The 1,004-nt window shown below is 41.2% G+C and carries 1 protein-coding gene; it reads right to left on the reverse strand.

The annotated features are described in order from the left end of the window. Positions 1 to 972: tyrosine-type recombinase/integrase (locus tag FYJ45_RS29340; RefSeq protein ID WP_154468432.1), on the reverse strand; the 972-nt coding region annotated here is incomplete at its 3' end. Positions 973 to 1,004 lie beyond the last annotated feature (32 nt).

Genomic DNA, 1,004 nt, shown 5'->3' on the forward strand with positions numbered 1-1,004 from the left:
GCATACCTCCGGGATGACATATGCACAGGATTTTTCCACTCTTTTCATCAGATCAGGATAAACTTCGGCTGTCAGCCGCAGATACTGTGCGGTTGAGCGTACTGTTTTGTGTCCCATATATGTGGAGAGAATCGGGAGCATAGCAGTCAGATCTGCTTCTTCTTTGATCCACTTTTGCAAAACGTGAACTGCAAATGTGTGACGAATATCATGCAGACGAGGTCCTTGCCCTTTTCCACCATGTGAAATACCTGCAACTTCCAGATATCTACGATATCTTTGATATACAGTCATGGGACTGATCATGGTCTTGTCAGGGGCAAGAAAGAAAAAGTCACTGTCTTTTTCCCACCAGATTTTATCTGCATAGGATATACAAGCTTCTTTCACGGAATCTGATAATGGGATATATCGGTCACGGTCAGTTTTGGCTTCACGGATTGTAAGAATCCCATCTTCGAGATTTACATCCTTATAGCGAAGACCAACAACTTCAGATACACGAAGTCCACAGCCATAGAGAATACGAAATATCACAGGTAGCGCCAGATGCATGTTTCTTGCAACCTCCCGAGGTTCTGTTTCATCAGCTGCTTTTATCACAGATGCTATCTGTTCATGTGTAAATATATAGGGAACAAATGAATTATGATTCAAGCCTTTTACTTCTGGTACTATATAAGCATCATAGCCAAGATTATTCAGGTAGATAGCAAACTGTCTTATACAGGTAATACGGTGTGAACGGCTTTTTTCAGATTCACTTTCTCTTGGTGCAATCCATTTTTCTGCAAGAGAACGGGATATTTCTATTTCTGTGATACCCAGTTCTTCACTGAAACGACAAAATCGTGATAAGCATTTCGGTTCATCTGCGTATTTAAAACCGGCACTTCTTTTGTATTGAATGAATTCCTGAGCGACCTCAGCAAATGGTCCTGTCATTGTTGGTGATTTTCTGATTCTTGTCATGTTAGATTGCCACCTCCAATGCACACTTTCTG

It is taken from the genome of Eisenbergiella porci (assembly GCF_009696275.1).
Lineage (GTDB): Bacteria > Bacillota > Clostridia > Lachnospirales > Lachnospiraceae > Eisenbergiella > Eisenbergiella porci.